The sequence below is a fragment of the Pseudomonas sp. GW821-FHT02A11 genome (genome assembly GCF_059421985.1).
Window position 1 is genome coordinate 465224 of the sequence record NZ_JBWKWB010000002.1, and the last position, 24371, is coordinate 489594.

At 59.0% G+C, this 24371-nt stretch carries 23 protein-coding genes; 16 read left to right on the forward strand and 7 right to left on the reverse strand.

Annotated elements, in window-relative coordinates:
• Positions 1-245: 245 nt before the first annotated feature.
• Positions 246-1349 carry an alkene reductase gene (locus AC07V9_RS04515; protein ID WP_495014495.1) on the forward strand — a complete coding sequence of 368 codons (1104 nt, stop codon included), beginning with the start codon at positions 246-248 and terminating at the stop codon, positions 1347-1349.
• A 75-nt stretch (positions 1350-1424) separates the two neighbouring features.
• On the opposite strand, the gene AC07V9_RS04520 is transcribed toward AC07V9_RS04515, so the two are convergent.
• Positions 1425-2342: a LysR family transcriptional regulator gene (locus tag AC07V9_RS04520; protein ID WP_495014496.1), complete on the reverse strand. Its 918-nt coding sequence runs from the start codon at positions 2340-2342 to the stop codon at positions 1425-1427.
• 138 nt (positions 2343-2480) lie between these two features.
• Here AC07V9_RS04520 and AC07V9_RS04525 point away from each other — a divergent pair, with 138 nt between their 5' ends.
• From AC07V9_RS04525 to AC07V9_RS04570, 10 genes are all read left to right on the forward strand, one after another.
• Positions 2481-3326 carry an alpha/beta fold hydrolase gene (locus AC07V9_RS04525; RefSeq protein WP_495014497.1) on the forward strand — a complete coding sequence of 282 codons (846 nt, stop codon included), beginning with the start codon at positions 2481-2483 and terminating at the stop codon, positions 3324-3326.
• A 46-nt stretch (positions 3327-3372) separates the two neighbouring features.
• Positions 3373-3555: an SDR family NAD(P)-dependent oxidoreductase gene (locus tag AC07V9_RS04530; RefSeq protein WP_495014498.1), complete on the forward strand. Its 183-nt coding sequence runs from the start codon at positions 3373-3375 to the stop codon at positions 3553-3555.
• 16 nt (positions 3556-3571) lie between these two features.
• Positions 3572-3640, forward strand: coding sequence for a hypothetical protein (locus AC07V9_RS04535; RefSeq protein WP_495014578.1), 69 nt, complete (start codon positions 3572-3574; stop codon positions 3638-3640).
• 53 nt (positions 3641-3693) lie between these two features.
• Positions 3694-4806: an alkene reductase gene (locus AC07V9_RS04540; RefSeq protein WP_495014499.1), complete on the forward strand. Its 1113-nt coding sequence runs from the start codon at positions 3694-3696 to the stop codon at positions 4804-4806.
• Between the two features lie 65 nt (positions 4807-4871).
• Positions 4872-5654 carry a glutathione S-transferase family protein gene (locus AC07V9_RS04545; protein WP_495014500.1) on the forward strand — a complete coding sequence of 261 codons (783 nt, stop codon included), beginning with the start codon at positions 4872-4874 and terminating at the stop codon, positions 5652-5654.
• Positions 5655-5759: 105 nt separating this feature from the next.
• Complete coding sequence (locus tag AC07V9_RS04550) at positions 5760-7055, forward strand: MFS transporter (protein WP_495014501.1); 1296 nt, start codon at positions 5760-5762, stop codon at positions 7053-7055.
• Positions 7056-7125: 70 nt separating this feature from the next.
• Positions 7126-8430, forward strand: coding sequence for a cation:dicarboxylate symporter family transporter (locus AC07V9_RS04555; protein ID WP_495014502.1), 1305 nt, complete (start codon positions 7126-7128; stop codon positions 8428-8430).
• Positions 8427-9347, forward strand: a complete 921-nt coding sequence (locus tag AC07V9_RS04560; RefSeq protein ID WP_495014503.1) for an NAD(P)-dependent oxidoreductase — start codon at positions 8427-8429, stop codon at positions 9345-9347. The genes AC07V9_RS04555 and AC07V9_RS04560 overlap by 4 nt, the downstream gene beginning before the upstream one ends.
• Before the next feature lie 127 nt (positions 9348-9474).
• Positions 9475-10815, forward strand: a complete 1341-nt coding sequence (locus AC07V9_RS04565; protein ID WP_495014504.1) for an MFS transporter — start codon at positions 9475-9477, stop codon at positions 10813-10815.
• A 55-nt stretch (positions 10816-10870) separates the two neighbouring features.
• Positions 10871-12142 carry a gallate dioxygenase gene (locus tag AC07V9_RS04570; RefSeq protein WP_495014505.1) on the forward strand — a complete coding sequence of 424 codons (1272 nt, stop codon included), beginning with the start codon at positions 10871-10873 and terminating at the stop codon, positions 12140-12142.
• Here the strand turns inward: AC07V9_RS04570 and AC07V9_RS04575 are convergent.
• Positions 12139-13341: a LysR family transcriptional regulator gene (locus tag AC07V9_RS04575; protein ID WP_495014506.1), complete on the reverse strand. Its 1203-nt coding sequence runs from the start codon at positions 13339-13341 to the stop codon at positions 12139-12141. The two genes, AC07V9_RS04570 and AC07V9_RS04575, sit on opposite strands and share 4 nt — an antisense overlap.
• 132 nt (positions 13342-13473) lie before the next feature.
• On the opposite strand from AC07V9_RS04575, the gene galB reads away from it, so the two are divergent.
• The 5 genes from galB (at position 13474) to AC07V9_RS04600 (ending at position 18457) form a co-directional block, all read left to right on the forward strand.
• Positions 13474-14214, forward strand: a complete 741-nt coding sequence (gene galB, locus AC07V9_RS04580; protein WP_495014507.1) for a 4-oxalmesaconate hydratase — start codon at positions 13474-13476, stop codon at positions 14212-14214.
• Positions 14211-14927, forward strand: coding sequence for a 4-carboxy-4-hydroxy-2-oxoadipate aldolase/oxaloacetate decarboxylase (locus tag AC07V9_RS04585; protein ID WP_495014508.1), 717 nt, complete (start codon positions 14211-14213; stop codon positions 14925-14927). The genes galB and AC07V9_RS04585 overlap by 4 nt, the downstream gene beginning before the upstream one ends.
• Positions 14928-14930: 3 nt before the next feature.
• The gene (locus tag AC07V9_RS04590; RefSeq protein ID WP_495014509.1) at positions 14931-15989 is read left to right on the forward strand and encodes a 4-oxalomesaconate tautomerase; all 1059 of its coding nucleotides are present in this window, start codon (positions 14931-14933) and stop codon (positions 15987-15989) included.
• 365 nt (positions 15990-16354) lie between these two features.
• Complete coding sequence (locus tag AC07V9_RS04595; protein ID WP_495014510.1) at positions 16355-17662, forward strand: OprD family porin; 1308 nt, start codon at positions 16355-16357, stop codon at positions 17660-17662.
• 258 nt (positions 17663-17920) lie between these two features.
• Positions 17921-18457 (forward strand): sterol desaturase family protein, encoded by a 537-nt coding sequence (locus AC07V9_RS04600; protein ID WP_495014511.1) that lies wholly within the window; start codon positions 17921-17923, stop codon positions 18455-18457.
• Here the strand turns inward: AC07V9_RS04600 and AC07V9_RS04605 are convergent.
• From AC07V9_RS04605 to fni, 5 genes are read right to left on the reverse strand one after another with little or no spacing between them, the layout of a single operon-like run.
• The gene (locus tag AC07V9_RS04605; protein ID WP_495014512.1) at positions 18339-19340 is read right to left on the reverse strand and encodes a phytoene/squalene synthase family protein; all 1002 of its coding nucleotides are present in this window, start codon (positions 19338-19340) and stop codon (positions 18339-18341) included. The two genes, AC07V9_RS04600 and AC07V9_RS04605, sit on opposite strands and share 119 nt — an antisense overlap.
• The gene (locus tag AC07V9_RS04610; RefSeq protein WP_495014513.1) at positions 19337-20827 is read right to left on the reverse strand and encodes a phytoene desaturase; all 1491 of its coding nucleotides are present in this window, start codon (positions 20825-20827) and stop codon (positions 19337-19339) included. Before AC07V9_RS04610 ends, AC07V9_RS04605 begins: the two co-directional genes overlap by 4 nt.
• Positions 20824-21990 (reverse strand): lycopene beta-cyclase CrtY, encoded by a 1167-nt coding sequence (gene crtY, locus AC07V9_RS04615; RefSeq protein ID WP_495014579.1) that lies wholly within the window; start codon positions 21988-21990, stop codon positions 20824-20826. Before crtY ends, AC07V9_RS04610 begins: the two co-directional genes overlap by 4 nt.
• A complete protein-coding gene (locus tag AC07V9_RS04620) occupies positions 21980-23263 on the reverse strand; it encodes a glycosyltransferase (RefSeq protein ID WP_495014514.1) in 1284 nt (427 codons plus the stop codon). Before AC07V9_RS04620 ends, crtY begins: the two co-directional genes overlap by 11 nt.
• Positions 23260-24315, reverse strand: a complete 1056-nt coding sequence (fni, locus tag AC07V9_RS04625) for a type 2 isopentenyl-diphosphate Delta-isomerase (protein ID WP_495014515.1) — start codon at positions 24313-24315, stop codon at positions 23260-23262. The genes AC07V9_RS04620 and fni overlap by 4 nt, the downstream gene beginning before the upstream one ends.
• Positions 24316-24371 lie beyond the last annotated feature (56 nt).

Sequence of the window (24371 nt, forward strand, 5' to 3'; positions counted from 1 at the left end):
GGCCGTCACCCCTCCCCTCCGCCATCAAGCCTCCGCCGTTCCGGCATTTGATCGACCTTAGCAGTCGCAATGAACTCCCCTTGCGAGCCGTTCCAGCGATGCCGAAAACAGGCATGGCCATTCATGCTGCTTGGGAATGAGGCTTATTCCGTTCTGACGGTTTAATTTGTTTCATGATGTGAATATTGTCGCGAAAAAGCACACTCAATAGCTACGCCGCTTCCGACATACCAAGGGAACGCATCATGGATAAGCTGTTTACCGCGATAAATGTGGGAAATTACGCTTTCGCTCATCGGGTCGTGCTCGCGCCAATGACTCGGCTGCGCACCCTGCAACCGGGTGACATTCCGAGTCCGATGATGGCCGATTTCTACGGGCAGAGGGCTTCAAACGGCGGGCTGGTGATTATTGAAGGTACGAGCATTTCAATAACGGCGAGGTCTTATCTCGGTGCAGCGAGCTTTTTTCACGATGACCAGGTTGAAGGTTGGAGGGCGATAGCCGATGCCGTACACGCGAAGGGCGGCCGAGTCTTTATGCAACTCATCCATGGCGGTCGGCAGAGTCATGTCGAGATGACCGGCGGCGTTGCTCCCGTAGCCCCATCCGTCGTGCCATTCGATGGGGTTGCACTCACTAAAGATGGTTTCGTGCCTGCATCGCCTCATCGAGCGTTGGAGCTCGACGAAATCCCCGGGATTGTCGAAGACTTTCGCCTGGCTGCCAAACGTGCGCTCGATGCAGGCTATGACGGCGTTGAATTACACGGCGCCAATGGATATCTGGTTGATCAATTCATCCAGGACGGCACCAACAAACGTACGGACGCCAACGGCGGATCATTGGATAAGCGGGTCCGGTTTCTTCGGGAGTCGGTGGAGGCGTTGATTTCTGTTTGGGGAAAAGACCGCGTAGGTGTACGGATCTCTCCCTCCGGCGAGTGGGGAGGTATCTCCGACAGCGATCCTGAAGCGACCTTCAGCCATGTAGCCAGGGTATTGGATGACTATCAGATCGCGTATCTACACGTCATCGAACCTCGTGTGAAAGGTGACGACACCCTGCATGATGGTCATTCGCCTGTCGCTTGCAGTTACCTGCGCCCGCACTTTAAGGGTCCCATCATCGCTGCAGGCGGATTCAACGGGGAAGGCGCAGTCGCGATCGTAGATTCGGGAGACGCCGACATGGTCGCATTCGGCAGACATTTCACCTCGAACCCTGACCTACCGTATCGGCTCAAACACAAGCTTGCGCTGACACCGTATGTTCGGGCGGGCTTCTGGGGGGGCGATGAAACACACTACAGCGACTTCCCGACTTACGACGCCAAGTCGAAAAGTTAAGCGCAGTTGCGCAGCCGAGTGCCTCTGCCTGAAACGACGTACTGTCGTTAAGCAATATCAACACCTGTGTTGCTTTTACGTTCGGCGCGAAAGCGCGGCACGGGTTTGAGGTTGTTTGGCGAGCCCTCCGAGCCGCGATAGAAACAACTTCAAAAGAGGCGAAACGTTACTGCGGCTGTAGCCGATCATCAGATCCAACGTGGGCTGATGGCCGCGTAGCGGCCGGCTGGTAACTGACCAAGGCAGGAAGTTTTCCGCGTACGCGGGCAACAGTGCCACTCCTCGAGTGGACGCAATCAATGACATCGCCATGGTCAGATTGTGAATGCGATGACTGGACTCGAGGGCCAGGCCGGACTCTTCCAGATACGTCTCGATTGCAACGCGCATGGGGTAGGCAATATCGGAGGCGCCAATGAAGACTTCGCCAGCCAGGTCATGCGCATCGACGTCTTCTTTTGCGGCCAGCCGATGATCACTGGGCATAACCACAACGAAAGGCTCGCTGGTCACCGGGACATAAATAAGTTCGGGTGTATTTCGCTCTTCGCGTAAGAAAGCGATGTCCAGTTTGCCGCGGATAAGTGCTTGCGCTAACTCGGGAGAGTACTGGCTTGAAATGGTCATCTCCATATTGGGCAATTGGTCTCGCAACAGCCGCGTGGTTTCGGGCAACCAGTCAACTTCCTGGCCGGTTAAAAAACCGACGGCAAATGTCGGTTTCGCTGGCTTGGCCACTCGGTTTGCCGCTTCTACGCCGGACTCCACGTGTTCCAGAGCCAGCCGGGCGTGTTTCAAAAATGCGGTGCCAGCCTCCGTTAACTCAACACCCTTGGCGCTGCGTAATATCAGTTCGACGCCGATCTCGTCTTCAAGGTCCTTCAGTTGTCGACTCAGCGACGGCTGCGAGGTGAAGAGTCGGCGTTGCGCAGCCAAAGTGATGCTGCCTTCTTCCGCCACGGCGATGAAATAACGTAGATGACGCAACTCCATGTCGGACTCTCCCTCAACCATGCCTTCCAGGTATGGGGACAAGCTTACAAAGTCTTTTTCGGGGCCGCAATCACAGCCTAAATTCGCCTCACCTCAACACGCTCCTGACAACTACCTCTTTCAACGGCGAGGCTCGTCATGCATACCCATCAGACCGCTCCGACGCAGCACGTCTATGCCAACGGCATCAAGTTCGCGTACCGCAGATTCGGTAAAGCTCAAGGTTTGCCACTTGTCCTTAACATGCACTTCACCGGCACAATGGACCACTGGGATCCTCTCGTCACCGATGGGTTGGCCCGGGAGCGCGAAGTCATACTTTTCAACAATGCGGGGATCTCCAGTACCTCAGGTGAGGTGCCTACCTCGATTGAGGAGATGGCCGCCAACGCAGCGTACTTCATCAAGGCGCTGGACCTGGAACAGGTGGACGTACTGGGCTTATCGCTTGGTGGCCTGGTGGCACAAACGCTGGCGATTGATCAGCCAGCTCTGGTCCGCAAATTGATCCTGCTGGGTACCGGCCCTAAAAGCGGCGAAGGCATGGCTTCACTCACTCCAGAAGCTGCGCAGATTTTCTCCGCGACCTACGAGAATCCGGATGACGTTTGGCTCGGCGCATTCTTTTCCCCCTCTGAGCAGAGCCAGGCGGCGGGTAAAGCGTTCCTGAGACGCTTTCGTCTTCGCAGCGAAGGAAGAGACCCAGAGGTCAACGAAGCCGTTGCGCCTGCTCAGTTGGCTGCCTTGGCTAAGTGGGGAGAACCACGCGAAAACCCGTTTGGTTACCTGGCCGCGCTTAAGCAACCCACCTTGGTCATCAACGGCGACAACGACGTGATCATCTACTCAATCAACTCTTGGCATCTTCAGCAAAACATCCCGAATGCACAGCTGATCCTGTATCCGGATGCGAACCACGGCTCCCAGTACCAATACCCAGAACGCTTCGTGGGCCATGTGTCCGCGTTCCTGAACGAACAGTGAGTGCTCTCGCGTTTCGCAATTTACTCAACCACCCAGAGGTAATGCCATGCGTGCTCTAAGTGGGAAAACCGCTTTAGTTACCGGTGCATCTCATGGAATAGATCGCGCCAGTGCACTGGCGCTTGCCAAAGGTGGCGCGCAGGTATTGGTGCACTACAGCACCGGCGTAAGCGAGGCAAAGAAAGTGGTCGAGGAGATTCTTGGCCTCGGCGGCCGCGCAGAACATTAGCGACGTCATAGCCTTTTTGGCATCGGGTGACGCCCGATGGATCACCGGCGATACCGTAAAGGTTGACGGCGGCTCAAGGCTTTAAAACTCGTACTTCCCACGATCACAGGCGTCTCGGCGCTATTTTTGGAGTTATCAATGACTAACGTTTCTGCCCTGTTTTTGCCATTGAATCTGGGAGCAATACGGCTTGCCCATCGGGTGGTTCATGCCCCTACAACTCGGTTGCGCTCCGACGCTGACGACAGCCCCAGCGCGATGATGGTTGAGTACTACAGACAGCGTGCGTCTGCGGGTGGACTTCTTATCACCGAAAGCGCGCACCCTTCAATCGACAGTCGTGGCTATCTCGGAGCGCCCGGTATATACACCTCGGCGCATGTCAGTGCGTGGCGCAAGATCACGGAAGCTGTGCATGCCAAAGGCGGGAAAATCGTCATGCAAATTGCTCATGACGGCCGCCAGTCCCATATAGACCTCAGCGAAGGTAGATCCCCCATAGCACCCTCGGTGGTGCCATTCGAAACTCAGGTCTTAACGCGTAATGGTTGGGTGCCGAACTCCCCTCATCGGGCGCTGCATCTCGATGAGATCCCTCTTTTGGTAGAGTCGTTTCGCCTTGCGTCGCAGCGGGCTCTCGACGCGGGATTTGATGGTGTAGAGCTTCACAATGCTAACGGTTATCTCGCAGACACCTTCCTGCAGGATGGAACCAACAAACGCAATGATGCCTATGGCGGGACAGTCGAAAAACGTGCTCGCTTCACGCTTGAGGTGCTGGAAGCGATGATCTCGGTCTGGGGCCCTGGCCGCGTGGGAATACGCGTTTCGCCTAGTGGCGAGTGGGGCAGCATTTCAGATAGCAATCCTGAGGCGACCTTCGGCTACCTAGCCGGGCGTCTTAATGAGCTCGAATTGGCATACCTGCATGTCATTGAGCCGCGCATCAAAGGTACAGATGAAAACCTGAGTGTCTCCCAGCAACCGGTCGCCGCAGCGACGCTGAGAAAGATCTTCCACGGACCGATCATCGCCGCCGGTGGCTTTGATCGCGAAGGCGCCAGTGCAATGGTACGCAGTGGCGATGCAGACGCAATCGCCTTCGGCCGCTTCTTCACCTCCAACCCTGATCTGCCCGAACGGCTACGTCACGGTGTCCCTTTGACGGCATATAAGCGCGAAGCGTTTTGGGGCGGCGACGAAACTGACTACATCGACTTCCCGCTTTCCGAGCAACTGCAACCCGCATGATCTTTGCCCTCGGTTTCTAGTTTACGAGGGCGACCAAGCAATTTCGCCATCCTCAGGAGGCAGTCATGACAGCCACTTTGTATCATGCTACTGGATCACCCAACTCGCGCCGCGTCCGTATCTTCATCGCTGAAAAAGGCCTCCAGATTCCCTTTCTGCAGGTGGATCTTGGAAACAAGGAGCAATTTTCCGAAGCCTATAAAGCGATCAATCCTCGAAGCATGGTCCCGACGCTCGTTCTGCAAGATGGCACGTCGATTGCCGAAGTTCCGGCCATCTGGCGATACCTTGAGGAAAGCTATCCCGACCATCCGCTGCTCGGGCGCAATCCCACGGAAAAGGCGCTGATTGCAATGTGGGAGAGACGGGTCGAACTGGACGGTTTCGCTGCCGTGATGGAAGCTGTTCGAAATACGGTCCCTGGACTCTCCGGTCGGGCATTGGCCGGCCCACACGCTTATGACCAGATACCCGCGCTTGCTGAAAGAAGCGAATTGCGGGTCATTCACTTCTTCGCGGATCTGAACGAACGTCTTCGCTCGGTTCCGTTCGTTGGAGGCGAAAGTTTCAGCGTTACAGACATAACAGCGCTGGCCACGCTCGATTTTGCAAAAGGCGCGCTGAAGCTTCCATTGCCCAGAACCAGCCCGATTTGCAAGCTTGGTACGATAAGGTTGCAGCTCGCCCCAGTGCCAATGCCTGATTTGTCCGAGTGCGGTGTCGAGGTTGCCGCGCTTACTCAAGCATCAATCCTCAGACATCGATCTGCTCCATGGGTCGGATCAAGTGGGCAACGGCCAGAGTTTGACCGCGAATGCATGATGCATAACGAAGGCATCACACAATAGGCACTGTCCTATAAAAAGAACCGCTCGCTGGATAAAGCATTCAAGCCAACCTCCGACGCCCGACCGATTACCCTCCTCCTTATTAACAAAAATAAGGATCGACACATGCGACTGGGTTGGTATTCCGAGCTGACGTCCACCGAGAAGCGCACCTATTGGGCGTGTTTCGGCGGTTTTACTCTCGACTCCATGGACGCGACAATTTTCGCGTTGATGATGCCGGTGCTGATGACAGTGCTCAGCCTGAGCAAGTCAGACGCCGGCCTGTTGGGCTCCGTTTCGCTCATTGGCAGCGCATTGGGCGGATGGGGCGCGGGGATGCTGGCCGACCGCTACGGTCGAATCAAAGTGATGCAGGGCACTGTGCTGTGGGTGGCGGTGTTCACCTGCATGGGGGCTTTGTGTACAGGCTTCTGGAGCTTTTTGCCGGTTCGTTTCCTGCAAGGCATCGGATACGGCGGTGAAGCCGTGGTAGGCGCGGTGCTGATCAGTGAAGCGATCAAGCCCGCTTTACGCGGACGCGTCGCAGCTTCTGTGCAGAGTGGATATGCCGTGGGCTATGCGATCTCTCTCGCGACCATGCCGGTACTGTTCAATTTCCTCCCGGAAGACGTCGCCTGGCGCGCTTTCTTTGCCATCGGCCTGCTTCCCGCGTTGCTGATCTGGTTCATCCGTCGATTGGTGCCAGAGTCCGCCGCTTTCAATCAAAGTCGCAAAAGCAGCAAAGGCATCGACCTCAAAGCCATCTTTGCTGCCGAGCATCGTCGAGTGACGATCATCAGCACCGTCCTTGCCAGCGGCATTTTTGGGGGGGCATACATCATGATCACCTGGCTGCCCACTTATATGCGCACAGTGCTGAACCTGCCGATCGCGTCGACGTCGGGCTATCTGGCCGTGAACATCATCGGTTCATTGATTGGCCCCTTCGTCTATGGCCTGCTCAGTGACCGCATTGGCCGGGGCCGCGCGTTCATGCTGTTTCTCGTCTGTCAGGCGGTGGTGGTGGCGGTATACATGTTCGCTGACATCCATATGAATATCATCCTGGCGCTGGGCTTGCTGCTGGGCGCCTTTCAGGGAGGATTGGCTTCCGGTTTGCCCTTGACGTTCTCAGAGCTTTATCCCACTCGCATGCGCGCCAATGGTGCCGGTTTCTGTACAAGCTTTGGCCGTGGTTTCGGGTCGATCATGCCAGCCGCGGTGGGTTTTGCATCTGTTCATATGAGCTTGCCGGTGGCCATGGGCTCTTTCGCGATCGGCTCCTACCTGATCGGCTTTCTGGCCGCGCTGTGCCTGCCGAATGCCACAGGAGCGGACTTGACGGCTGTAGAAGCCGTAGCGTCAGAGCCGCCCCAGAGCAGCAACGGCATAAGCGAAAGGTATAGCCGTACAAGCTGAACGCATTATCCCTGGGTGGCAGGCCATGCCACCCTTTCTCTCGACAAAAAAAATAAATGTCGAGAGCCCTATGAAACTACTCGCAAAGCTGTACATACAAGTTCTCATCGCCATGGCATTGGCCATCGCACTCGGTTTGCTTGCCCCCGAACTCGCTGTGAAAACCAAGCCGCTCGGGACCGCCTTCATCGCGCTGCTCAAGATGCTGCTTGGCCCCATCATTTTTTTCACCGTGGTTCACGGCATCGCCCACATAGGGGACTTTCGCCGGCTGGGAAGGATTGGCATCAAGACACTGATCTACTTTGAAGTGGTCAGCAGTCTGGCGATGGTGGTGGGTTTCACCGTGGTCTCGCTGGTCCGGCCCGGTGACGGGTTGCATGCGCATATGGGCGATAGCCTCGCCGCAGGCCAGGCCGCCACGGTCAACGCCGCCATGTCCAACGGCGGCTTCAGCCTGGAGCACTTTCTCCTCTCCATCATTCCCAAGACGTTGGCTTCAGCTTTCGTTGAAGGTGACATTCTGCCGGTGCTGTTCGTATCGGTCCTGGTGGGACTCGCGCTCGCCCGGTGTGGCAAACCGGACTGGATCGCCATGCGCCTGCTCAATGAGGGCCAGAGCGTCACGTTCAAGTTGTTGGCTTACATCATGCGGCTGTCCCCGCTTGGTGCTTTCGGGGCCATGGCGGCAGCTGTCGGCAGCTTCGGCTCAGAAACGCTGCTGTATTTGCTCCGTTACATCCTCACGTACTACGCCAGCGTCTTGATTTTCATATTTTTGATCCTGGGCAGTGTCGCAGCGCTGGCCGGTTTCTCGATCCTCAAGATACTGAAAGTCATTAAAGAGGAAGCGGTCATCGCGATGGGCACTGCCTCAAGCGAAGCGGCCTTTCCCAAGCTGGTCACCAAGCTGACTCAGGCCGGTTGCGATGAAGCGGTTGTCGGGTTCGTTCTGCCCGCCGGGTACAGCTTCAACATTGATGGCGCGTGCCTTTACATGGCCTGCGGCCTGGGGTTCCTGGCTCAGGCTACCGACACCGCGTTGACCTGGGAGCAGCAGTTGAGCTTGCTCGCGGTGATGCTTTTGACCTCCAAAGGCGGTGCCGGCGCAGCGGGCGGCGCCGTTATCAAGCTGGCGGCAACGCTGGAGTCTGTGCGGGTCTTACCGTTGGGTGCGCTTGGCTTGCTATTTGGCATCGATCGCGTGCTCGCCATTGCCACATCGACCACCAATGTGATCGGCAACAGCGTTGCCGTGTTTGTCATCTGCCGGTGGGAAAAACTCTTTGACCAGCAGCGCTTCGACGCCTGCCTGGCCCCTGATCAACCCCTGTCTGAACTCGCCCATCGACCCCTTGAGGAAACTGCAAAATGACAACGAGCCATTCATTACAGCGCGTAGCGGTGATTGGATTTGGCGAGGCTGGCGGGATAATCGCCCAGGACCTGGCTGCAAAGGGTGTGTCCGTGCAGATTTATGATCGTCTGCTCAACCACCCGGCCCAACACGATGCTGTCAAAGCCAAGGCGCGCACAGCGAATGTTGAAGCCTGTGAATCAGCTGCCAGCGCTGTTCAGAACGTCCAGCTGGTCATTTCGGCCGTGACGGCCGGGTCTGCCTTATCGGTGGCCACCGAGCTTGCAGCGGCGCTGCAGCCAGGCCAGCTGTTCATGGACATCAACTCCGTTGCCCCCACCACCAAGCAGGCCGCCCAAGCCGCACTGCAAGCCTGCGGTGCCCACTACATCGATGCAGCCGTGATGGCTCCAGTCCCGCCACAGCGGCTGCAGACCCCGATCTTGCTCGGCGGAACACAAGCGGCCGTGCTGGCGGGATGGCTTGAGCCTCTGGGGTTTAACGTTCGGGTCGTCGCCGACAGCGTCGGGGTCGCATCGGCTATCAAAATGTGTCGCAGCATCATGATCAAGGGGCTTGAGGCACTGACCACTGAGTGCCTGTCGACCGCGAGACAATACGACGCTGAAGAGATGGTGCTCGCATCACTGCACAAGAGTTTTCCGGAGATGGGTTGGAATGCGGCCCAACCGCATTACCTGATCAGCCGAGTTGCAGAGCACGGCCGCAGGCGCGCCGAGGAGATGGAGGAAGTCGCCAGGACGGCCGCAGATGTGGGTGTGACGCCCACAATGAGCCGGGCCATTGTCGCCACACAGCGAGGATGTGTCGACGCGATGGCTGACCGGGGAATCGTTTATGAGGAACCTTTCAACTGGCAATCCCTGGTGGACTCCCTTTACCCGCAAGCGAGCGCCAGGGAGGATTTCCAATAAACAAAAGGGATTCCTGCTTAAACAGTTCACAGACCAGGCCAGGCCGCGGTTGATTTAAGCTTTGGCTACAAACGCGAGCCCGGGTCGGGCTGGCTGATTTACCCCTCAATAACAAAAAGGTAAACCCATGAACAGCTCTGCCGTGGACATCAAGCAATGGATAGATGGGCGCCGGGTCTCACCCTATCAATGGCTGATTCTGCTTCTGTGCTTCCTTATCGTTACGTTTGATGGATTAGATGCCGCGATCATGGGTTTCATCGCGCCGGCGGTCATCCAGGACTGGAACATTTCGCGCACCGCCTTCGGGCCGATCATGGCAGCTGCGATGGTTGGACTGGCGGTGGGTGCGCTTGTATCGGGCCCGTATTCGGACCGTTTCGGACGTCGACGGGTCCTGCTCTTATCGGTGGCTGCTTTCGGCATTTTCAGTGCGCTCAGTGCAGGTGCCAGTTCGCCGACGGAATTGGCCGCATTACGTTTTCTGACCGGCCTTGGTCTGGGCGCGGCGATGCCGAACAGCACGACGCTGTTGTCGGAGTACATCCCCCAACGCCTGCGAGGTTTGCTGATTACGTTGATGTTCATGGGGTTCGGCCTGGGTTCGGCGTCAGGCGGTTTCATCGCGGCCTGGATGGTGCCGCAATGGGGTTGGCACGCGGTGTTGCTGCTGGGGGGAGTCTTACCGCTTTTGCTACTGCCGGTTCTCTACTTTTTGCTGCCTGAATCTGTCGATCTGATGATCAACCTCGGATTTCCGAGGCCTCGAATCCTGTCGGTGCTTCGACGCATGGGCGCAAGCTTTCCCGATAACGTCGTATTTGCAACGACGGCTGCCGTCACCCAGAACACCGGCAACAAGGTTTGGCGGCTGTTTTCCCCCCAATATCGTGGTCGCACCTTAAGCTTGTGGTGTACTTACTTCATGGGGCTGGTGGTCATCTACCTGCTGACCGGCTGGATGCCGACCTTGATCAAGGATGCTGGAGTCAGCCTTGAGCGCGCCGCCATCATCACCGCGATGTTTCAGTTTGGCGGGCTGATCGGCATCGTCCTTGTCGGCGCCGCGATGGACCGGTTCAATGCAAAGGCGATCATTGCCCTTGCCTATATCAGCGGTGCGCTGTGCATTTTTGCCCTTGGTTTTGTGGAAGTCGGGACCACCGCCCTGGGCGCGTTGGTGTTCGCCGCTGGGTTCTGCATAAACGGCGCTCAAACGGGGCTCAACGCTTTTGCACCGGGACAATACCCGACCGACTTTCGAGCAACAGGCGTGAGCTGGATGCTGGGCATCGGGCGTATGGGCGGCATCCTTGCATCCATGAGCGGTGGCGCTTTGCTGAGCCTGGGGCTGCCCATGAATGTGATTTTCGCCGTGCTCGGCATTCCGGCGGTGCTGGCTGCTATCTCGATCATGGCAGGGCCTAAAGCGCACCCGGGCCAGTTGAACACCCAACCGGGGCATTAACCCTGTCGAGCGCGCAGACGCGCTCGCTACCCACGTTTAATCATGGAGGCCTGACATGGCTCGAATCATCGGCGGATTAGCCGTCTCACATACGCCGACCATCGGCTTTGCCGTCGATCATGACAAGCAGGAAGAGGCCGCATGGGCACCCATTTTTGAAAGCTTCAAGCCCATCAAAAACTGGTTGGCCGACAACAAGCCCGACGTGCTCTTCTACATCTTCAATGATCACGTCACATCGTTTTTCTTCGATCACTACTCCGCCTTCGCACTGGGGGTGGACGAGCGCTACGAGGTTGCCGACGAAGGCGGTGGCAAGCGCGACCTTCCGGCGATCGGGGGGCATGCAGCATTGTCGCGGCACATCGGCAACAGCCTGATGGCCGACGAATTCGACATGTCATTCTTCCGCGACAAACCCGTCGACCACGGCCTGTTTTCGCCGATGTCCGCGCTCATGCCGTTCAAAGAGGGCTGGCCCGTAGACGTAGTCCCGCTGCAAGTGGGCGTGCTGCAGTTTCCGATACCGTCAGCCAAGCGTTGCTACAACCTTGGCAAGGCTCTGCGTCGCGCCATCGAAAGTTACCCTGAAGACTTGGACGTCGCGATCGTCGCAACAGGTGGGGTTTCGCATCAAGTGCACGGTGAACGCTGCGGTTTCAATAACCCTGAATGGGACGAGCAATTCGTCGATCTGTTTGTTGACGATCCCGAGCGTCTTACCGAAATAACGCTGGCCGAGTACGCCACGTTAGGCGGCATGGAGGGTTCGGAAGTCATTACCTGGCTTATCATGCGCGGAGCCTTGTCGGCCAACGTCAATGTTCTGCACAAGGACTACTATCTCCCGTCCATGACGGGGATTGCGACGCTGCTTCTGGAAAACCAGTCTCGTGAAGTCCCGCTTGACGTCTTGCAACGTCATCGCGATCACATCAACCATCAATTGGCAGGCATAGAAAAGCTCGAAGGCACCTACCCGTTCACTCTGGAGCGCAGCCATAAGGGTTACCGACTCAATCGCTTCCTGCACAACCTCATCGATCCGTCCTGGCGCGCTCAATTCCTGCAGGCGCCTCAGGTGCTATTCGACGAGCATCAATTGACGGAACAAGAGCAGCAACTGCTCCAAACTCGGGATTGGCGTGGTTTGATCCAGTACGGCGTTATTTTCTTTTTGCTGGAAAAACTCGGCGCTGTGGTTGGCGTTTCCAATCTGCACATCTATTCAGCAATGAAAGGCATGACCCTTGAAGCGTTCCAGAAAACCCGCAATCAGCAGGTCACGTACTCGGTGGCGGGACGGCAGCCCGTCAAAGCGACTTAATCGCCTTCGACGACCTCTTGCGCCACTTCGCGGATTTTCTTGATGAGCGCTTCGGCGGCGGGAGAATGCAGACCGTTGGTTCGGTATATAAGTCCGATGGAACGGTGGGTGTCCTGCAGCTGTAGATCCAGCCGTTGAAGTTCACCGGAGGCGATTTCGTATTCCAGCTGGTGTTCTGAAACGATCGCCAGCATGTCCGAGCGCATAAGCAGCCCCCTGATGACTGCCATGTCGCCCGTCTCTACGACGGGCTCGGGTGCCTTGCGTCCCAATTGAGCGAAATGGGTTTCCAACAAGAGCCTGGCTGGGGTATCGGCGCGTGGAAGTACCCACCTCGCGCTGGCCAGATCATCCAGGGTAACGGGCCGATCCAGCCAGGGGTGACCGCGGCCGGCAAGGATAACCATCTCCTCGGTCATCAATTTTTCTCCGTACAAGTCACTTGCGTAATCCTGCCCTCGCAGCGCTCCGAAGACGAAGTCGACATCTCCAGCGCGTAATTCCAACGCCAGCAAGTTGAAGGGGCTTTCGTTCGTGGCGATTCGAACGCCAGGATGGTCGGCCAGCAGCCGCACGAAAGCCTGCGGCAGGATGCGCGTGCGTCCCAAAGGCAGCGCGCCCACTGTGACCAAGCCTTGCAGCGAACCCTTGATCATGGCCACATCGGCCCGGATGTGACGCAAATCGTTCAATGCCCGACGTATCGGGTAAAGGATCTCGGTACTCGCCTGTGTGGGTCGAAGGCCCCTGGCGGTCCTTTCGAACAAGGCCTTACCCGCGCCGTTCTCAAGCACTTTCAGTGCAGCACTGATGGCTGGCTGGGTGAGATTGAACGACCGCGCGACCGTCTGCATGTGCTGCGTTTCGCACAACTTCACAAAAATCTGCAGGCGGCGGGTATTCAAAAGGTACAGGGGCTCATGAGGCGCGTGGCCAATCATCGTGGGAATTGATTCGAGTTCGCCCAGGACGCGTCGCGCACGAGGGAGAATGGCTTTGCCATAGGGCGTGAGCAGCATGCCGCTGGCGTGCCGTTCAAAGAGCGGAACGGTGAGGCTTTGTTCAAGATCTCGGATCGCGCGGGTCACGACCGATTGCGCGCGGAGCAATCCATCGGATGCGCGCGACACGCTCCCCTCGTCGGCGATGCGGATAAACGCCCGGATCTGCATCAAATGTGGAAGAGCTGTCTGTGACATCGCCGCCTTGTCGCCTCACTGCTGGAAGGGTCCCAATAAAGAAAACGTATGGGTACCCCAGCCTTACGCATTAGTCCCTTGTTGGCAAGCCTGTCAGCATCTGTGCAAACCAGTAAGGGAGCCTGACCGGTCATGAATCATCCACTGCAAAAATCCGCGCTGGTTGTCAGCGCCCACTCAGCAGATTTTGTCTGGCGCGCCGGAGGTGCCATCGCGCTGCACGCTGCACAAGGTTACGCCGTGCACATCGTGTGCCTGTCGTTCGGCGAACGAGGCGAATCGGCGAAGCTTTGGCGCAAAGGCGCCGAGATGACTCAGAGCAAGGTCAAGGCGGCACGACGAGAAGAAGCTCAAGCGGCCGCTGACATTCTGGGCGCTAGCGTCGAGTTCTTCGACATCGGCGACTACCCGATGCGGGCCGACACGGACACCCTCTTGCGTCTGGCCGATGTGTTTCGCAAGGTACAGCCAGAGTTTGTCTTGAGTCACTCGCTCAAAGACCCTTACAACTACGATCATCCGCTTGCGACCCACCTGGCCCAGGAAGCGCGGATCATTGCCCAGGCTGAAGGCTACAAGCCCGGCGAGAAAATCGTCGGCGCCCCTCCCGTCTACAGCTTCGAACCCCATCAGCCCGAGCAATGCGAGTGGAAGCCCGACGTGCTGCTGGACATCACGTCGGTGTGGGACAAGAAGTACGCTGCGATCCAGTGCATGGCCGGCCAGGAGCACCTCTGGGAGTACTACACCCGGGTGGCTTTACAGCGTGGCGTACAAGCCAAGCGCAACATCGGCATCACGGCTGCCAAAGACATCGTTTACGGTGAGGGTTATCAAAGTATCTTCCCTCGTGTCACGGAGAATCTGGGATGAGCAACCTGGTAGGCAAGACTGGCATCGTGGTGCGTAACATCGAGCGAGGCGACGCCGCTCTTATCGATGAATTGACTCGCTATGGCGTTGCTACGGTTCACGAAGCACAGGGCCGCAAAGGGCTGCTGGCTTCAGAGATTCGCCCGGTTCAGCGCGATATCGCCATGAGCGGATCGGCCGTCACGGTGCTCGTTGCCCCTGGCGACAACTGGATGTTCCATGTGGCCGTTGAGCAATGCAAGCCCGGTGACGTGCTGGTCGTAACGCCAAGTTCACCTTGCACCGACGGTTTTTTTGGAGACCTTCTGGCCACCTCGCTTCAGGCTCGCGGTGTTCGCGGTTTGATCATCGATGCCGGTGTTCGGGATACCAAAACGTTGCGTGAAATGGGCTTTCACGTCTGGTCGCGGGCTGTTCACGCGCAGGGAACGATCAAGGAGACGCTGGGATCGGTAAACATTCCCGTGGTATGCGCCGGGCAACTGGTCAATCCGGGTGACGTGGTGCTGGCGGATGATGACGGCGTTGTAGTCGTACGCCGAGAAGAATTGCAGCGTGTCGTCGACAGCAGTCGCACACGGGCCGAGCTCGAAGAGCAAAAGCGTCTGCGTCTCGCCGCCGGTGAACTTGGGCTTGATATCTACAAGATGCGTGAAAAGCTGGCGGACAAAGGCCTGAAGTACTTCGACAATATTGGGCAACTGGAGGACTGAGTGATGGCTCAAGCCCGTATCCCCTGCTTGCTGATCCGTGGCGGCACCTCCAAAGGTGCTTACTTCCTGGCCGAGGATCTGCCCGCTGACCCTCAATTACGCGACCGTGTGCTGCTGGCTGCAATGGGTTCGCCGGATGTGCGGCAGATCGATGGAATCGGCGGCGCGGATTCACTGACCAGCAAAGTGGCGATCGTCCGTCGTTCTCGTCGACCAGGTGTCGATGTCGACTACTTGTTCGCTCAGGTGGCCGTGAGCGAACCACGGGTCGATTACGGGCAAAACTGCGGCAACATTCTTTCTGGCGTAGGCCCATTTGCTATAGAGCGGGGGCTGGTCGCCATTCAGGGAGAAAAAACGGCGGTCAGAATTTTCATGGAAAACACCGGGCAGACTGCCACAGCGATTATCCAGACGCCAAACGACGCGGTGAACTACGACGGCGATGTCAGGATTGATGGCGTCCCGGGGACAGCAGCACCGGTTATTGTCGAATTTGATGATATTGCGGGCTCAAGCTGCGGGGCGTTGCTACCCACCGGCAACCCCATTGATCAAATGGACGGCGTGCAGGTGACTTGCATCGACAATGGCATGCCTGTGGTGCTTATCCGTGCAGCCGACCTGGGCTGCACCGGCTATGAAAGCTGCGCCGCTCTCGATGCCGACGCCGATCTGAAACGGTGCATCGAGGTCATTCGGCTGGAAGCTGGCGTGCGGATGAACCTGGGCGATGTCACTCACCGTACCGTGCCCAAAATGGTGCTGATCGCACCTCCAGTCGCCGGAGGTGCCATCTGCAGCCGCAGCTTCATCCCGCATAAATGTCATGTCTCTATAGGTGTTTTCGGCGCGGTCAGTGTCGCGTCCGCCTGCATGATCAAAGGCACTGTTGCTCAAGGTCTTGCCCGCACAACGGATCGGGATGAACAGCAATTGGCGATTGAACATCCGACCGGCGAATTCAGTGTCCGCTTGCGCCTGGACAATGGCCAACTCGCCGGATGCGGTTTGGTGAGAACCGCCCGGCTGTTATTTGACGGCCAGGTGTGCGTGCGCTGACAGTCTGCGCCACAAGCGTCTGGATGCCACCGGACGACTGCTCGCTGCAACCTCGATCATGGCGGCATCAGTCTCACGACCACGACATCTTTGTTTAAAAAACACGGGGCCGGCTAGGCGCACTGCACTGCTCATCCATTGCGGGCGATCTCTAATACCTGAGCGAGACCGAATCAGACTACAGCCACTGCGGGACTGACGCGCGGCATTGCGCAATTAACGACCGTACTGATGAAAGCAGTACGGGTCGTGCCACGTTTATAAAACTTGAAGTTCAGACAACGGCCATCAGCGGGCCCAGGACTCTACCGACTGACACTAAAAAACAAACAACAAAAACAACAACCTGTAGCGAGATAATAACAATGAGAAACGGTCTGTCTCTTTTCACTAAAAACGCAGTGTTGGCCGGAATCGGCTATGCGGGAGTGCTAGCCACGGCAAATGCTGAAGGCTTCATGGACGATGCAAAAGTGAATCTGAACTTGCGCAACTTCTACATGAATCGAAACTTTGTCGACAATGGTCCCTCGCAGGCCCTCCCCGGCCCTACCAAACGCGGCCAGGCCGCGGAGTGGACGCAGAGCTTCATCCTTGACGCACGGTCAGGATTCACGCCCGGCATTATTGGATTCGGTGTGGATGCGCTGGGTCTGTATTCCATCAAGCTGGACGGAGGGCGAGGCACGTACGGAACGCAACTGTTGCCTACCCACGACGACAACAGGCCAGCAGATGACTTCAGTCGACTCGCAATGGCTGGCAAGATGAAAATCTCAAAAACCGAACTGCGTATCGGCGAGTGGATGCCGCTCTTGCCCATCCTGCGTGCAGATGATGGTCGCTCTCTGCCTCAAACGTTGGAAGGGGCTCAGATCACTTCAAAGGAGATCCCCGACGTAACCCTGTATGGCGGCCAATTCCGAGCCAACAGCCAGCGCAACGACGCCAGCATGGAAAAGTTATCGTTAAACAATGCAGGCACTCTTGTACACGGCAAAAACACCATCGAGTCCGATCATTTCAACTTCGCAGGCGCCGAGTACACCTTCAACGGCAAGAGAACCCTGATAGCAGGATGGTATGGCCAACTCGAAGACATCTACCACCAGCAGTATTACCAACTGGTTCATAGCCAGCCGCTGGGCAATGACGTGACGCTCGGCGCCAACATCGGTTATTTCATTGGTGATGAAGACGGCGCCGCACTTGCAGGCAATCAGGACAACCACACCTTTTCCGGGCTTTTTTCGTTAAGAACAGGCGCCAACACGTTCATGATCGGTCTGCAGCGGGTTGCGGGTGATGCTGCCTGGCAGCGTATAACCGGTGCCAGTGGTGGAACATTGGCCAACGACAGTTATGGCTGGAGTTACGACGGTGCAAAGGAACGCTCCTGGCAGTTAAGACATGACTATGACTTCGCTGGGCTTGGCGCGCCGGGGCTTACGATGATGAACCGGTTTATCAAAGGCACACATGTACATACCGCAACGGTCGACGATGGCGAAGACAGGGGGCGGGAAACTGAGCTGGCCTATGTCGTGCAGAGTGGCACGTTTAAATCCCTGGTCGTGCGGTGGCGTAATTCCACCTTGCGCCGCAATTACGCAAACACCAACAGCTTTGATGAAAACCGGTTGATCGTGAGTTACCCCATATCGATATTGTGAAACGGCGACATGGGGTTGAAGCCCTCCTTCAACCCCACCGAAAAGCGGCAGGAGCACTATTGAAGCTGCGCAATCATGCCGCCGGCTGCTGCACAAACGTTGAAAGATGAACGAATAGGTTTGTGGGTAAAGCCTATATTTCCTGATCCGGTCCGCCCCGCCCTGCCCGCCATGAGAAGATCCACGCCGACTGCGTAAACTCAGAACGTTCTGCGCCGTTCCAGGGTCTTACTACGTGACTTGAGATGGGTGATTCGAATGATGGTTAACGCTTTGGTGTTTTTCACCACGCTGATTGGCATGGAAGGCTTTGCCTTCGTCGCCCACAAGCACGTCATGCACGGCTGGGGTTGGGGCTGGCACCGTTCGCACCACGAGCCCCGTGAGGGCTGGTTCGAAAAGAACGACCTGTTCGCGGTGGTGTTTGCGCTGTTCGCCATCGTGCTCATCGCCCTTGGCAATCAGGGCGTGCACCCGCTGGAGTGGATCGGCGCTGGCATGACGGCCTACGGTTTTCTGTACTTCATCGCCCACGACGGTTTGGTACACAAGCGCTGGCCTTTGCGTTACGTGCCTCGAAAGGGTTACCTCAAACGCCTCTATCAAGCGCATCTGATGCACCACGCCGTGGCCGGCAAGGAGCGCTGTGTCTCCTTCGGTTTTCTGTACGCCCCGTCTATTTCAACACTTCGCAGCCAGCTTCGTGCATTGCATGGAGGTCCTCTGGACAAGCGCGACGAGGACGTTGCCACAGGTCCGCAGGGCGATCGGGCCAGCGGCGGCGACGGGACCTGACCGCCCTCCACAGCCCTGTCACGACCAGCCGGAGCTTGTCGAGCTTTGAGGTGGAGACCCGTGAATCCCACGCCCGGCTGCCCCGCTGTTTGACCTTCATGCCAATTTCCCGATAGACCCCACTGGCCGTCGCCACGGCCCAGGCCGAGCGCCAGGGCAGCGCGGTCAAGCCCGCCTGGGCGCTGAGGTAGAACGGCTCGGCGAGGTCGACCAGACGCCGAGCCAGCACGGCCAACGCATCCCGATACTGGGGGTCAGCGAGGTGCTGCTCAGGTATCGAAAGCTCTTGCAGCCACGCTCGGGGCAGGTAACAGCGCCCCACACACGCGTCTTCGATGATGTCCCGGGCGATATTGGTCAATTGAAACCCCATGCCCAGGTCGCAGGCGCGGTCCATGGTGCGTTCGTCACTCACCCCCATGACCTGCGCCATCATCAGCCCGACGACGCCTGCGACGTGGTAGCAGTAATCGAGTGTGTCCTCGATATGAGCGTACTGGCGCTGTTGCACGTCCATGGCGAAGCCGGCCAGATGCTCCAGCGCATACATCTGCTTGAGGTTGTGACGCATCACCACGTCGCGAAACGCTGCAAACGCTTCGGTGCGGGCCGGCAGCCCGGCGTACACCGCTCGGGTCTGAGCCGTCAGCCCGGCCAGGCGATGACTGACTTCAGCCTGGTTTACCGGGGTGGCATCGTGGCCTGCTTGCTGGCCGTCGATGACGTCGTCGCAGTGGCGACACCAGGCGTACAGCATGACTGCGCTGCGCCGCGTGGCGGGGTCGAACAATCGCGCAGCGGCAGCGAAACTCTTCGAGCCGACGGCGATGCTGCGGGTCGCATGATCGACCAGCGCCTGGTCATTTCCATTCACGGCGGTCACAGGTGCAAATCCTCCAGCATCAGGCCGGCAGTGGCCTTGGCAGAGCCGATGACGCCGGGCACGCCTGCACCCGGATGCGTTCCCGCGCCGACCAGATAGACGTTGCGCAGGGTTGCATCGCGGTTGTGCGGGCGGAACCAGGCACTCTGCGTCAGGATGGGTTCAAGGGAAAACGCCGACCCAAGGTGGGCATTGAGCTCACTTTCGAAATCGGTCGGGGTGAAGATTCGGCACGTGATCAGATCGTCGCGCAGCCCCGGTATGTAGTGTTTCTCCAGGTAGTCGAAGATGCGGTCCCGATAACGCGGCCCTTCGACTGCCCAGTCGAGCGGCGCATTGCCCAAATGCGGCACGGGCGACAACACGTAGTGGCTGGAACACCCTGGTGGTGCCAGGCTCGGGTCGGTGACGCAGGGCGCATGCAGGTACAGGGAAAAATCCTCGGCGAGGGACTGGCCCTTGAAGATGTCCTGAATGAGCGCTTGATAGCGAGGCCCGAAGCACACGGTATGGTGTTGCAGTTGCGGTTGCGCACGCTTGAGCCCGAAATGAATGACGAACAGCGAATTGCTGAAGCGCTTGCGTTTGAGCCGGGCGCCCTCGCGTTTTCCTCTGGAGTGCCCACCCAGCAGCTTGGCATAGGTGTGCACCACGTCGGCGTTGGATGCTACGCAATCGGCGTCGAAGTGCCTTGCGTCAGCGAGACGCACGCCGGTGGCTCGCTCGCCCACTGTCTCGATGCTGACCACGTCAGCGTTAAGCTCCAGACGGCCTCCGATGTCCTGGAACAGCCTGACCAGCCCGTTGACCAGCGCCCCGGTCCCGCCCTTGGGAAACCACACGCCCCACTCCCGCTCAAGTGCGTGGATGAGGGTGTAGATCGACGACGTCGCGAACGGATTACCCCCCACAAGCAATGAATGAAACGAGAACGCCTGGCGCAGTTTGTCGTCTTCGATGAACGCCGACACTTTCGAATACACACTACGCCACGCTTCTAGCCGGGCGAGCTGCGGCCCGGCCTGAATCATGTCGCGAAAGGACAGGAAAGGCACCGCGCCCAGTTTCAGGTAGCCCTCGCGAAACACGGCTTTGGAGTAGGCCAGAAATCGCTGGTAACCCCCCACGTCGCGAGGATTGAACTGAGCGATCTGCCGATCAAGGTCTGCCTGGTCATTGGCGTAATCGAAACGCGACCCATCCTCCCAGCACAACTGATAAAACGGCGCCACCGGCAGCAGGTCGACGTAATCGGCCATTGAGCGACCGGCAAGAGTGAACAGCGCCTCGATGGCCGTCGGGTCGGTGATGACAGTGGGGCCCGCGTCGAAGGTGAACCCTTGGTGCTGATAGACGTAAGCGCGCCCGCCCGGTTTGTCGCGCTTCTCCAGCAAGGTGGTCTGCACCCCCGCCGCCTGCAGTCGGATCGCCAAGGCCAGCCCGCCGAATCCCGCGCCGATGACGATGGCTTTTTTTGCGTCGGTCATTCTTGATTCTCGTAATGTCTGGGGTGGTAACGGAACATGGCGTGCAGGGCTTCACCGAGCGGCACCGGCGGCTTGCCGGACACCACCTGCAGTTTGTCTGCAAGGCTGCTGTTGCCCGCGTAAAAACGGCTGATCAAGCCATCGGACAGCCCGTAAAAACGCTGCATCACCTGCCATCGATGCTCAGGCCGACCTGCCAGAAACAACATCCGGTTGAGCAGCCGATAAAAACGTTGGCGACGCCAGGCCTGTCCGGCGAGGCTCTGTATGCCTGTCGCAAGGCTGTGCGCGTCGAGTTCTGCCTGCTGCGCGATCCAGTCGGCCAGGCGCACGGCATCGGGCAGCGAGTACCCGGTGGTGCAATGAAACAGTCCCGCGCGCAGACCGGACAGAGGCTGGCCCTTCGCATCATTCCAGAACCCTGCAAAATCCCCCGCCAGCGTGATCGGCAACACGCCTTCTTCTTCACGCAGACAGGCCTCGACTGCCCAGCCTCGCAAGCCCACATACTCGGCGATGTGGGCGCGCAGTTGGTCAGCCGACAGCGCGTGCCGATCCACATAGTGGGTGTCTTCGACCAGCACGGTGTCGGGAGTGAACGGCAGGACGTAGACAAATCGGTAGCCCTGCCCTTGCGGCACGCGGGCGTCCATGATGATCGGCGCCTCCAGGCCATGGGGCGCCTGCAATTTCAGCAACTGACCGAGAAAGGCCTGACGTCCCAGCACCATTTGCGTGCTGTCCCGCACGCCGCGTCCATCGATCACGGCACGGGCATGCAGATGCTCGCCGTCAGGCAGAGAAACGGATCGCGGGCCGACTTCGACAAGGCGCTGGCCCGTGCGCACATCGTCACCGAGCGCGGCACTGACGACCTCGGCGAAACGCTCCGACGTGATGCTGGCGTAGCCCGAAAGCAGGCGGCGGGATCGGGCCGGAAAATGCACGTCGTAACAGGGCCAGCGCTGCACCACCAAGGGCGCGATCCAGCGGTGCTGCGCCGGGGTCAGATCGCCGTCGTGAAACGACCAGGTGTGGTTGCCGCCAATACGCGCCTGCTCTTCAATGCACAGCACGCGCCATTCGGGATGCACCTGCTTGAGTCGCCAGGCGATCAACCCGTTGGCGAGGCCGCCGCCCGCGAGGATCAGGTCATAGGTCATCATGCGCCTCCACGGCCACAGGCCGACCGGTGCGGACCACCTGTTCAACGATGTCCGCTGCGCGAAAGGTGCCCCCGGCCCGGTCCAGCTCGTTCGCCAACCGATGCAAAGGCTCCACAGGGGGCTGCTCGATCAGCCGCGCCAGCGCGTCGTGAATGGCGCTCGCCCGTGCCCGGCGGCTCAACGACACGCCCACGCCCGCGTGTGTGACCCGCGCCGCGACGCCCGGTTGATCGAAGCCAATGGGCATGACCAGCGACGGCGTGCGAGCCTTGATCGCGTCCATCACTGTATTGAGCCCACCGTGGGTGACCACGGCCTGCGCGTGGTCTAGCACCCATTGTTGCGGCGCGAAATCGGTCACCCATGTCGCTCCGCTGTTTCGCAGGCGCTCCTCCTGCGCAGGGCCGAGGCCGCCGCAATGCGCGATCAACAGCTGCGCATCAAGACGGGCACAGGCCTTGGCGATCTGGCGAAACATGCCCACACGCCCGCCCTGCAGCGTGCCCAGGCTGGCAAACACGAACGGCCGTTCAGCACTGATTGCCCACGGCCCTGTCGAGTCAACAAGCGGCGCGCGAAGAGGGCCCACCGCGTGGCACGACGCTGGCAGGTGTCGCCGAGGGAGGTCGAACCCGGCGATCGTCTGGCTGATTTGCGCATAGGGCGAGAGGCAGTGATGCAGGCCGTCGCGGGGAGCAATCCCGTACTGCTGGCTGGCGTCACGGATGACCGTGCGCAGTGGCCGCATCAGCCAGTCATACACGCGTTCACTGCCCTCGTACATGCGCCGACTGCGCTCATCTTCGCCATACGCGAAGGGCATGACGGCCAATGGAATCCCAGGCTCACGGTTGACCGGCAGGGCACACGCCACCGACACGAACGGCATCGCCAATGCCTCGGCCACCAGGCCCCCGGCAGCCTCCATTTGGTCGCACAGTAATGCATCGACCCCCGCCTGATTCAGCGCAGGCGGCAGTTCGTGGCAGAGCATGCGGGTGGTGGTGCACAAATCCCGGATGACGCTGCACAGCTTCAGTGGATTATTGGACGTCGCAGCACGACGCAACGCGCCGTCGAGGCTGCCCGGCGGGTGACTGAGTGCGCCCAGGGCGTGAAACCCCACGCGGGGGTCGGTGAGCCAGCGGCGCGCGTCGGCCTGTTGAAAGAACGTGACACGATGCCCTCGGTCGATGAGCGCCGACGACAGCGCTTGCAGCGCCTGGAAATGGCTATAGAACGCCGGGGCGACAACACCGAAGTGACTCATGGCAACAAAGACAGCGTCGGGTCCGCGGGTAGCAGGCGCGCGTGGCGTAATGCGGCCAGGTCTGCCGAGCCGGTGCAGAAGCAGGCAATGCGCAGCTGACGGATCACGACAGTGAAATGCTCGATGACGGCCTCTGTCGACAGCGTCGCCTGATGCAGAACCCCCGCCGCCTGGCCGATCACGTCGGCGCCCAGACACAAGGCTTTCGCCGCATCAACGCCGTTACGAATCCCTCCGGAGGCAATCAACGGCATGTCAGGCAAGGCGCGCCTGACACTTTGCAAGCTCACGGCCGTCGGAATGCCCCAACCACTGAAGGCCTCGGCCACTCGCCGATCCTCCGCCCGCTCGGCCCTGGCTGCTTCGACCGCTGCCCAGCTGGTGCCGCCCAAGCCGGCTACGTCAATGACGCCCACGCCAGCGTTAGCCAGCGCCACGGCGACCTGAGGCGAGATCCCGGCACCGACCTCCTTGACCACGACCGGCACGCCGACCGATTCGACGGTGCGCCAAATCGCCTCCAGCACGCCGAACCAATTCCGGTCGCCTTCCGCCTGAACCGCCTCCTGCAAGGGGTTCAGATGAATGATCAGGGCGTCGGCTTGCAAGGTCTCTACCGAGCGATGCGCCAAATCCAGGCCGTCGCGCTCCAGCAGTTGCGCGGCGCCGATGTTGCCGAGCAAGGGAATGTCCGGTGCGAGTCGACGCAGCTCGCGGGTCAGCCCTTGATCATTGCCGCTTCGAAGGCCGACCCGCTGCGAGCCGACCCCCATGGCGATGCCCAGCGTTTGCGCAGCCTCAGCCAAATGGCGGTTGATGGCGGCGGACCGGTCCGCCCCACCCGTCATGGAACTGATCAGCAGCGGCGCACGCAACGCTTTGCCGACCAGCGAAGCGCCCAGGTCAATCGTTTCAAGGTTCAGCTCAGGCAACGCACAGTGTTCAAATTGCAGGGCGTCAAGGCCCGTGCCCAGGCCCAGCGGGCCAGCACGCCGGTCAAGCACGATGTTCAGGTGATCGTCCTTGCGTCTGCTCAGATCGGTGTCGCTCATGAAAAGCTCCAGATGGCTTGAATCATTTGATACCCGGCGTGGTCATCTACGGATGA

Excerpts from the sequence above, each read along its gene's own strand:
- AC07V9_RS04560 (WP_495014503.1), top strand. The coding sequence starts at position 8,427 with ATGACAACGAGCCATTCATTACAGCGCGTAGCGGTGATTGGATTTGGC.
- AC07V9_RS04525 (WP_495014497.1), top strand. The coding sequence starts at position 2,481 with ATGCATACCCATCAGACCGCTCCGACGCAGCACGTCTATGCCAACGGC.
- galB (WP_495014507.1), top strand. The coding sequence starts at position 13,474 with ATGAATCATCCACTGCAAAAATCCGCGCTGGTTGTCAGCGCCCACTCA.
- crtY (WP_495014579.1), bottom strand. The coding sequence starts at position 21,990 with ATGACCTATGACCTGATCCTCGCGGGCGGCGGCCTCGCCAACGGGTTG.
- AC07V9_RS04570 (WP_495014505.1), top strand. The coding sequence starts at position 10,871 with ATGGCTCGAATCATCGGCGGATTAGCCGTCTCACATACGCCGACCATC.
- AC07V9_RS04575 (WP_495014506.1), bottom strand. The coding sequence starts at position 13,341 with ATGTCACAGACAGCTCTTCCACATTTGATGCAGATCCGGGCGTTTATC.
- AC07V9_RS04550 (WP_495014501.1), top strand. The coding sequence starts at position 5,760 with ATGCGACTGGGTTGGTATTCCGAGCTGACGTCCACCGAGAAGCGCACC.
- fni (WP_495014515.1), bottom strand. The coding sequence starts at position 24,315 with ATGAGCGACACCGATCTGAGCAGACGCAAGGACGATCACCTGAACATC.
- AC07V9_RS04530 (WP_495014498.1), top strand. The coding sequence starts at position 3,373 with ATGCGTGCTCTAAGTGGGAAAACCGCTTTAGTTACCGGTGCATCTCAT.
- AC07V9_RS04555 (WP_495014502.1), top strand. The coding sequence starts at position 7,126 with ATGAAACTACTCGCAAAGCTGTACATACAAGTTCTCATCGCCATGGCA.
- AC07V9_RS04540 (WP_495014499.1), top strand. The coding sequence starts at position 3,694 with ATGACTAACGTTTCTGCCCTGTTTTTGCCATTGAATCTGGGAGCAATA.
- AC07V9_RS04590 (WP_495014509.1), top strand. The coding sequence starts at position 14,931 with ATGGCTCAAGCCCGTATCCCCTGCTTGCTGATCCGTGGCGGCACCTCC.
- AC07V9_RS04620 (WP_495014514.1), bottom strand. The coding sequence starts at position 23,263 with ATGAGTCACTTCGGTGTTGTCGCCCCGGCGTTCTATAGCCATTTCCAG.
- AC07V9_RS04515 (WP_495014495.1), top strand. The coding sequence starts at position 246 with ATGGATAAGCTGTTTACCGCGATAAATGTGGGAAATTACGCTTTCGCT.
- AC07V9_RS04520 (WP_495014496.1), bottom strand. The coding sequence starts at position 2,342 with ATGGAGTTGCGTCATCTACGTTATTTCATCGCCGTGGCGGAAGAAGGC.
- AC07V9_RS04565 (WP_495014504.1), top strand. The coding sequence starts at position 9,475 with ATGAACAGCTCTGCCGTGGACATCAAGCAATGGATAGATGGGCGCCGG.
- AC07V9_RS04585 (WP_495014508.1), top strand. The coding sequence starts at position 14,211 with ATGAGCAACCTGGTAGGCAAGACTGGCATCGTGGTGCGTAACATCGAG.
- AC07V9_RS04600 (WP_495014511.1), top strand. The coding sequence starts at position 17,921 with ATGATGGTTAACGCTTTGGTGTTTTTCACCACGCTGATTGGCATGGAA.
- AC07V9_RS04595 (WP_495014510.1), top strand. The coding sequence starts at position 16,355 with ATGAGAAACGGTCTGTCTCTTTTCACTAAAAACGCAGTGTTGGCCGGA.
- AC07V9_RS04610 (WP_495014513.1), bottom strand. The coding sequence starts at position 20,827 with ATGACCGACGCAAAAAAAGCCATCGTCATCGGCGCGGGATTCGGCGGG.
- AC07V9_RS04545 (WP_495014500.1), top strand. The coding sequence starts at position 4,872 with ATGACAGCCACTTTGTATCATGCTACTGGATCACCCAACTCGCGCCGC.